The following is a 7,605-nucleotide window of genomic DNA, read 5'->3' as shown; positions in this document are numbered from 1 at the left end:
TCGAGGTCGGCTATGGGCTGGAAGGCACGCTGACCGACCTGCACACCAAGCTGATCATCGAAAACGACATGGTGCCGGCCTTCCGTGCCGGCGATTTCTCTGGCGGCATCAGCAAGGCCGTCGACGACATGATCATGGTGCTGGAAGGCAATCCCGAAGAGCTGGAAGCGCGCGGTAAACGCAATCCGGCGAATGACAATCCTGTCGATCCCATCTTCGTTCTGTTCATCGTCCTGTGGGCGACGATGTTCTTCGGCGGCCTGGCAATGGCATTCCTGCCGCCGATCTTCGGCACGAAGCTGTCGCCGGGCGTGTACAAGTGGCTGGGCATGACGTTCCGCTACGGCCGTGGGCCAGCTTCGTCATCCTCCGGTGGCGCTGGCTGGACGTCGGGGACCTCGTCCGGCAGTGGCTGGTCGTCTGGAAGTTCCGGCAGCGGTTGGTCGTCCGGAAGTTCGGGCGGTGGGTTTTCAGGCGGCGGCGGTTCGTCCGGCGGCGGCGGTTCTTCAGGAAGCTGGTGAGACATCAATCATGGCAACACGACCGATCAGCCCCGAGGATCATGAGCGCATCGCCGATGCGATCCGCGCTGCCGAAGCAAAGACCGACGGCGAGATCTACTGCGTCGTGGCGCATGCCAGCGACGGCTATTTTTTCCCGGCCGCTTTCATGGCGATGCTCGGCATGCTCGTCGTCAGCCTCGCCGTCGGTTACGGGCTGGAAGCCTGGTGGCTGTCGATCCGCTTGCCGCATTTCGTCATCGCCGAGCTTCTGGCGCTTGCCAGTGTGCTCATCCTGTTGTGGGCATTGCCCGCATTGCGCATCCATTTGGTGCCGAGGCGTCTGCGCTACCAAGCCGCCCACGCCAATGCGATGAAGCAGTTCCTCGCCCGCAACGTCCACCGCACCACGGCGCGCACGGGCGTGCTGGTGTTCGTCTCGATCGCCGAGCGCTATGCCGAGGTGGTCGCCGACAGCGGCATCGATTCTCGTGTCGGCCAGCATGTCTGGGACGGTGTCGTCCGCGACCTTACGGCGCATGCCGGCGACGATCGGCTTGCCGACGGGTTCGTCAAGGCGATCGAAGCGGTCGGTGCGGTACTGGCCGAGCATTTTCCGGTCTCGACCGGCGACAGCAACGAACTGGACGACCATCTGGTCGAAATCTAAGGGCCAGCCTGAAAACGCTACTCTGCCGGACGACTGACGCGATTTTCTGCGCTTCCGATGCTCACGGACTCAAATGTCCGCTGCGCTTCGATTCTCGAAAATCACGCCATTCGCCTCGGCAGAGCGCGTTTTCAGGCAGGCCCTTTCGGTGTCGCGGTCCGGCTGTGTGAAAGCATCGCAGCGGCTGACCGGACTCTTGCAATCGGGCGCGGCGGGTTTATGGTTAACCAATCATGAACACGCTGAGCATCGACATCAGGAAAGCCGAACCACGCGATGCAGCCGCCATTGCCGACGTGCATCTCGAGGCCTGGCGCGGCGCCTATTCGGGCATCATCCCGCACCGTACACTGACATCGATGATCAACCGCCGCGGTGCCGATTGGTGGGCAAATGCCATTCGCCGGGCCGCCACCGTCCTGGTCGTCGAAATCGGCGGCAAAATTGCCGGCTACGCTACGATCGGCAAGAACCGAGCACGTGAACTCAGGCAGCAGGGCGAGATCTACGAGCTTTACTTGCGGCCGGAGTATCAGGGCATCGGGCTCGGCAGCCGGCTGTTCGCAGCCGCACGGGCACGGCTGGCCGACCATGGCCTGAAAGGCATGGTGGTGTGGGCGCTGGAAGACAATCAGAACGCACTTGCCTTCTATGCCGGCGCCGGCGGACGCGATGTGGCCGAGGGCGTTGAGATCTTCGAGCAGAAGGCGCTGAAGAAGGTCGCTTTCGTCTGGGAATGACGGCCAGCGCATGATCCGGCCGGTTTCGGTTCGGACGATCCCCCCAGTACCATTCGCCGCATTGCACCATTCGCCATCGGCCGCTATCGATCTTCAATCGAGAGAGGGATAAAGCGATGCGGATCGAAGCGATTGCCAGCGGAAAGAACCCGCCCGAGGACGTCAACGTCATTATCGAGGTGCCGATCGGCGGCGAGCCGATCAAATACGAGATGGACAAGGAGGCCGGCACGCTGTTCGTCGACCGCTTCCTTCACACTTCGATGCGCTATCCCGGCAATTACGGTTTCGTACCACACACGCTATCGGGCGACGGCGACCCGATCGACGTGCTGGTCTGCAACACGCGCGCGCTGGTGCCAGGCTGCGTCATCAATGTGCGGCCGATCGGCGTGCTGGTGATGGAGGACAATGCCGGCCAGGACGAGAAGGTCATCGCGGTGCCTTCGCCCAAGCTGACCTTACGCTACGAAGACGTCCACGAATACACGCAATTGCCTGACATTACCCGCCAGCAAGTGCAGCATTTCTTCGAGCACTACAAGGATCTCGAACCCGGCAAATGGGTCAAGATCGAAGGCTGGTACGATGCGGCCTATGCCAAGAAGATGATCGTCGAGGCAATCGAGCGGGCCAAGCGCAAGTAATTATCGGGCGCAAATAATCAGTTGTCGACGCGGCCGAAAGCGGGCGCGTCGCCGATCACTACGCGCTTGTCCTTGCCGCAGGCGAAGGTGCGTGCCTTCTCGTCGGCAAGCTTGCGCGCCTGATCGTTGGCGGCGGGATTGCCGGTGGCGAGCACAAGGCCGATCGTGCAGCCCTCGTGGGCGTCAGGCTGGGCAACCTTGGCGACGATCAACACTTCCGTCGACTTGTTCTCGCCCTCGGTATCGCTGATCGAGCGACGATGAATGACGGCGAACGGAATGGTAGTTTTGCCGTTGGTTTCGATCCGCCACTCGACTTTAGGTCCAGCCGAGTTGAGGCCGGAAAAGCTTTCCCAGACCGAGGTCATATCGCCGGGTGGAAAGCCGTAGAACAGCGATTCCCGCGCGTCGTCGTAGGAAACCATCACCGGGTAGCCGCCATAACCCGAACAGGCGAGGTCGGCCCAGTCGCCGTCGCCTTCCTCCGCCTGGGCATAAGTCACGCAGTCCTTCTCCCAGACGAGATCGGTATAGACGCTGGATATGTCGCCAGCCCGGGCGGCATTGCAGAAGCCGGCGAAGGCAAGCGGGATCAAAAGAGCGCGCATGGCGGACAACTCCGTTCGGGCTGCCGCAGCGTACCGTCAAATCTAGCAGCAGCCTAGACGAACTCAGGCTGGCTCACAGTGATCTGGTAAACGGAACGCTATTTCTTCAGGCTTGCCTCGATCAGAAGGTCGGCGTTGCGGGCGACCGACTGCGCCGGCCCGCCGACACCGAACAGCTGGCCGCTGATATAGGCGCCCTCGATCAGGAGCAGGAGCCCGTCGCCCAGCGTGTCGGCGTCGCCGGCGCCCATCTCTGCCGCCATGGCACGCAGGCGCCGGCGCAATTCCCGCTTGTTGGCTTCGCTCACGATGCGCGCCGGATGGCCATGTTCGGGATACTCGACCGCGGCATTGGTCATGCCGCAGCCGCGATAATCGGGCCTTTGCGTACGCTTGCCGACACGCGTCAGGAAGGCGAGGATCTGCGCGCGCGGATCGCCGGGATGGGCGTTCACAGCCTCGTCGAAGCGCTCCCAAAATTCGAGGTCATAGTGCCGGAGATAGGATGCGGCCAGCTCATCCTTGGACGGAAAGCTGCGGTAAAGGCTGGGCTTGGTGACGCCGGCACGCCGTACGATCTCGTCGACCCCGATCGCCCTGATGCCTTGCCGGTAAAACAGGTCGCGCGCCACCTGGAGAATCCGTTCGGCGGCGCGAGGCGGCGGTGCGTCATTCGCCTTGATCGTTGGTTCAATGCTTTTCATGTCTGGTGTGCCGATTAGCTGGTTGACAATGTTACCGGTCGGTACGTATGTTCCGCGCTCCTGCAACGTACCGGTCAGTAACATGATAGCTCAATCCCGCCCGTTTGGCCAGCACTACGCTTTCGTCGTGGTCGCCGTCATCTTCCTTTGCCTGCTGATCGCAGCGGGCCTGCGTTCGGCGCCGGCAGTCATGATGCTGCCGCTGGAGAACAGTTTCGGCTGGCGGCGCGACGTCGTCTCGCTGGCCGCTGCCACCGGCATCTTCCTCTATGGCCTGACCGGGCCGTTTGCCGCGGCGCTGATGGAGCGGATCGGGCTGCGCCGCACCTTGCTTGCCGCGCTGCTTTTGATGTCGGGATCGACCGCGCTCAGCCTGTTGATGACCAAGCCGTGGCATCTGCTCCTCACCTGGGGCGTGCTTTCCGGCGTCAGCTCGGGCGCCGTCGCCACCGTGCTCGGCGCAACCATCGTCAACCGCTGGTTCAAGACCAATCGCGGCCTGGTGATGGGACTGATGTCGGCGTCCAGCGCCACCGGGCTGCTGGTCTTCCTGCCGTTGCTCGCCTCGCTCGCCCAGTCAGGCGGCTGGAAGCCGGTCGCCATCGCCATTGCCGTGGCCACCGCCTGCCTGGTGCCGCTGGTCTATATGCTGGTGCCGGAGCGCCCGGCCTCGATCGGCATGGTCCGCTATGGCGCCGATGCCGACGACGTGCCGCCGGCGCCGCCGGCCGCGCAAGGCAATTTCCTTTCGCATACGCTGAGCACGCTGCGCCGCGCCGCCGGCACGCGCGTGTTCTGGTATCTGTTCGCCACTTTCTTCGTCTGCGGCTTCACCACCAACGGGCTGGTCGGCACGCACCTGATCGCCTTTTGCGGCGACATGGGCATAGGCGAAGTGCAAGCCGCCGGCCTGCTGTCGATGATGGGCATTTTCGACCTGATCGGCACGACGCTATCGGGCTGGCTCACCGACCGTTTCGATCCGCGCAAGCTGCTCGGCGTCTATTACGGCATCCGCGGCCTGTCGTTGATCTATCTGCCCTATTCCGGCTTTTCGGCCACCAGCTTGATCATCTTCGCCGTGTTTTACGGACTGGACTGGATCGCCACGGTGCCGCCGACGCTGAGGCTTTCCAACGAGGCGTTCGGCGACCGCAGCGGACCGATCGTCTTCGGCTGGATCGTCGCCGGCCATCAGGTTGGCGCCGCGACAGCGGCCTTCTTCGGCGGCACCATGCGCGAGCTGCAAGGCAATTACGAGCTTGCCTTCCTGATCGCCGGTATGACGGCAATAGCCGCCGCCTGCATCTCGCTGCTGATCAACACCAGCCGCCCGGCCTTCGAGCCGGAACCGCAGGCGGCTTGAGTTGCAACGGCTGAGCGCTAATCTTCCCCCTTGAGGGGGAGATGGCCGCGAAGCGGCCAGAGGGGGTCGGTCCGACCGGGCTCGGCCCCTTATCGCAGGCGCAAGAGGTCGGTGCTCCATGCGAGACGACCCCCTCTGTCGCCTCCGGCGACATCTCCCCCTCAAGGAGGGAGATTCGCCATCCTGTTGATGTCAGAAAACCTTCATCGTTTCGAAATGTGCTTGAAACATTGAAGCTGGAGCTTGGCGGCGACGTTCAACGCCATCCAGGAGACAGCCATGAACAAGATTTCGATGACGCGGCGCGCTTTCGTCACGTCGGCCAGCGCCGTTGGCCTGGTCGGCGCGTCGGGCCTCGCGCTTCCCTATTACTCGCGCGCCAATCAGCGCCCGGCCTTTACCCACGGGATCCAATCCGGCGACGTCGATGCGACCAGCGGCATGGTCTGGGCGCGCACGGACCGGCCGTCGCGCGTCATGTTCGAAGTGTCGCCGACGGAGAGCTTCGCCAATGCCGTCCGCCTGGCGCCGCTCGATAGCTCGCCGGCCAGCGACTATACGGTGAAGCGGCTGCTTACCGATCTCGCCTCCGACCAGGACATCTTCTACCGCATGGTCGCGGCCGATCTTTCCGATATTAACGCCGTTTCCGAGCCGATCGTCGGCCGCTTCCGCACGGCACCTGCCTCGAAGCGCGACATTCGTTTCGCTTGGTCGGGCGACACCGCTGGCCAGGGCTGGGGCATCGACGACACCGGCATGAAGACCTACGCCACTATCGCCAAGCACACGCCGGACTTCTTCCTGCATTCGGGCGATACGATCTATGCCGATGGCGCGATGAAGGACGAGGTCGACCTGCCCGGCGGCGGCAAGTGGAAGAACACCGTGCTGATCGACGAAAAACGCAAGGTTGCCGAGACGCTGGACGAATACCGGGGTCAGTGGAAATACAATTTGATGGACAGGAACGTGCTGGCGCTGAACGCCATCTGCCCGACGTTCTACCAGTGGGACGACCACGAGGTGGTGAACAACTGGTCGGATTCGAAGGATCTGAGCGCCGACGACCGCTACACCGAAAAATCCATCCATGTACTGGCGGCACGCGCGGCGCGCGCCTTCCACGAAATGACGACGATCCGCTACGAGCCATCGGAGCCCGGCCGTGTCTACCGCAAAATCGCCTATGGGCCGTTGCTCGACGTGTTCTTCCTCGACATGCGTTCCTATCGCGGCCCCAACGGTCAGAATATGCAGGAGACGATGACGCCGCAATCGCGCATCCTCGGCGAACAACAGACGAAATGGCTGAAGCGCGAGCTGGCGAATTCCAATGCAACCTGGAAAATCATCGCCGCCGACATGCCGCTCGGCCTCGTCGTCTGGAACGACGGCACCAAGAAGGTCGGGGCCGAGGCAATCAGCAATGGCGACAATGGCCCGGCCAAGGGGCGCGAGCTGGAAATTGCCGACCTCCTTCGCTATATAAAGAACGCGGGGATCAGCAATACCGTCTGGCTAACCGCAGACGTGCATTACACAGCCGCGCATTATTACAATCCGGACAAGGCGCAGTTCCAGGACTTCAATCCGTTCTGGGAATTCGTTTCGGGTCCGATCCACGCCGGCACATTCGGACCGAATGCTTTCGACATGACTTTCGGCCCGGAGCTGAGGTTCATCAAGGCACCGACCGCCGAACAGGGTCAGAACCTGCCGCCGTCGGCCGGCCTGCAGTTCTTCGGGCTCGTCGACATCGATGGAGCCACCGAGCAGTTGACGGTGCGGCTGATGGATCGCGACGACAGCGAACTCTACAAGGTCACGCTCGATCCGGTGCGATCGGCGTGAGATTGCCTTTTAGGACCACCCGGAAGGTGGATGTGCATCAATCGGGATAGCAGACGACGGGAATCTTGGGCCAGACGGCGCTGTCGCATCCGGCGTTTTTTTGCCTTTGCTTGAAGGCGGTGCTGACCGGTCCGGTTACCACCGGGTCGACGCCGTCCGGAGCATCGGCAAAAAGCTGCTCTGCCGAGCGCTTGTCGGACGGCAGAGCAGACCGCGTCTCCTTGGACGGCGCGGCCGATTGCGCCGCGCTTGCCGCGAGGAGGACGGCGAGCGCGGTACATGCCAAAATCGGCCGGAGTTTGATGCCTGTCTCGATCATGAAATTCGAACTGTCCGGACCACGAAAGGTTCCGCCTTGGTTAATAATTCCACTTCACACCAAGACATTTAAGATTTGGTGACTTTATTTGGTGGCTCGCCTCCTCTTTCGCAATTGCGAAAAACCCTGTATGAGCCGCCCAACCGAAAGAGGCAGCGCCTTTTGGCCTGCTGCCTGCAACGCTCCCGAGACCAAAA

9 protein-coding genes are annotated in these 7,605 nt (G+C 62.4%); 6 read left to right on the top strand and 3 right to left on the bottom strand.

The window, feature by feature from the left end:
* From NKH80_RS10290 to ppa, 4 genes are all read left to right on the top strand, one after another.
* The coding region (locus NKH80_RS10290) for a TPM domain-containing protein (protein WP_352991389.1) at nucleotides 1-521 on the top strand (521 nt) is incomplete at its 5' end.
* 10 nt (nucleotides 522-531) lie between these two features.
* Nucleotides 532-1,170: a TPM domain-containing protein gene (locus NKH80_RS10285; protein WP_254817750.1), complete on the top strand. Its 639-nt coding sequence runs from the start codon at nucleotides 532-534 to the stop codon at nucleotides 1,168-1,170.
* A 233-nt stretch (nucleotides 1,171-1,403) separates the two neighbouring features.
* A complete protein-coding gene (locus NKH80_RS10280; RefSeq protein ID WP_254817749.1) occupies nucleotides 1,404-1,910 on the top strand; it encodes a GNAT family N-acetyltransferase in 507 nt (168 codons plus the stop codon).
* Nucleotides 1,911-2,026: 116 nt separating this feature from the next.
* A complete protein-coding gene (gene ppa / locus NKH80_RS10275) occupies nucleotides 2,027-2,557 on the top strand; it encodes an inorganic diphosphatase (RefSeq protein ID WP_023721304.1) in 531 nt (176 codons plus the stop codon).
* A gap of 17 nt (nucleotides 2,558-2,574) precedes the next feature.
* On the opposite strand, the gene NKH80_RS10270 is transcribed toward ppa, so the two are convergent.
* A complete protein-coding gene (locus NKH80_RS10270) occupies nucleotides 2,575-3,165 on the bottom strand; it encodes a hypothetical protein (RefSeq protein WP_352991385.1) in 591 nt (196 codons plus the stop codon).
* Between the two features lie 98 nt (nucleotides 3,166-3,263).
* Entirely contained in the window at nucleotides 3,264-3,869 is a 606-nt protein-coding gene (locus NKH80_RS10265) for a TetR/AcrR family transcriptional regulator (protein WP_352877341.1), read from the bottom strand.
* A gap of 82 nt (nucleotides 3,870-3,951) precedes the next feature.
* Between NKH80_RS10265 and NKH80_RS10260 the strand changes: the two genes are divergently transcribed.
* Nucleotides 3,952-5,235: an MFS transporter gene (locus NKH80_RS10260; RefSeq protein WP_352877343.1), complete on the top strand. Its 1,284-nt coding sequence runs from the start codon at nucleotides 3,952-3,954 to the stop codon at nucleotides 5,233-5,235.
* Nucleotides 5,236-5,514: 279 nt separating this feature from the next.
* Complete coding sequence (locus tag NKH80_RS10255; protein WP_352877345.1) at nucleotides 5,515-7,089, top strand: alkaline phosphatase D family protein; 1,575 nt, start codon at nucleotides 5,515-5,517, stop codon at nucleotides 7,087-7,089.
* A 37-nt stretch (nucleotides 7,090-7,126) separates the two neighbouring features.
* Here NKH80_RS10255 and NKH80_RS10250 read toward each other — a convergent pair whose 3' ends face one another.
* Nucleotides 7,127-7,408 carry a hypothetical protein gene (locus NKH80_RS10250; protein WP_352479551.1) on the bottom strand — a complete coding sequence of 94 codons (282 nt, stop codon included), beginning with the start codon at nucleotides 7,406-7,408 and terminating at the stop codon, nucleotides 7,127-7,129.
* Between the last annotated feature and the right edge of the window lie 197 nt (nucleotides 7,409-7,605).

The sequence above is a fragment of the Mesorhizobium sp. M0904 genome (assembly GCF_040319475.1).
In the GTDB taxonomy this organism is placed as follows: Bacteria; Pseudomonadota; Alphaproteobacteria; order Rhizobiales; family Rhizobiaceae; genus Mesorhizobium.
Note: the sequence above shows the minus strand (reverse complement) of the source record. Positions and strands in the feature narration are given on the sequence as shown.

What these genes read in the sequence shown, in the direction of transcription:
- NKH80_RS10285 (WP_254817750.1), top strand. Translation starts at nt 532, where the DNA reads ATGGCAACACGACCGATCAGCCCCGAGGATCATGAGCGCATCGCCGAT.
- NKH80_RS10280 (WP_254817749.1), top strand. Translation starts at nt 1,404, where the DNA reads ATGAACACGCTGAGCATCGACATCAGGAAAGCCGAACCACGCGATGCA.
- NKH80_RS10270 (WP_352991385.1), bottom strand. Translation starts at nt 3,165, where the DNA reads ATGCGCGCTCTTTTGATCCCGCTTGCCTTCGCCGGCTTCTGCAATGCC.
- ppa (WP_023721304.1), top strand. Translation starts at nt 2,027, where the DNA reads ATGCGGATCGAAGCGATTGCCAGCGGAAAGAACCCGCCCGAGGACGTC.
- NKH80_RS10255 (WP_352877345.1), top strand. Translation starts at nt 5,515, where the DNA reads ATGAACAAGATTTCGATGACGCGGCGCGCTTTCGTCACGTCGGCCAGC.
- NKH80_RS10265 (WP_352877341.1), bottom strand. Translation starts at nt 3,869, where the DNA reads ATGAAAAGCATTGAACCAACGATCAAGGCGAATGACGCACCGCCGCCT.
- NKH80_RS10260 (WP_352877343.1), top strand. Translation starts at nt 3,952, where the DNA reads ATGATAGCTCAATCCCGCCCGTTTGGCCAGCACTACGCTTTCGTCGTG.
- NKH80_RS10250 (WP_352479551.1), bottom strand. Translation starts at nt 7,408, where the DNA reads ATGATCGAGACAGGCATCAAACTCCGGCCGATTTTGGCATGTACCGCG.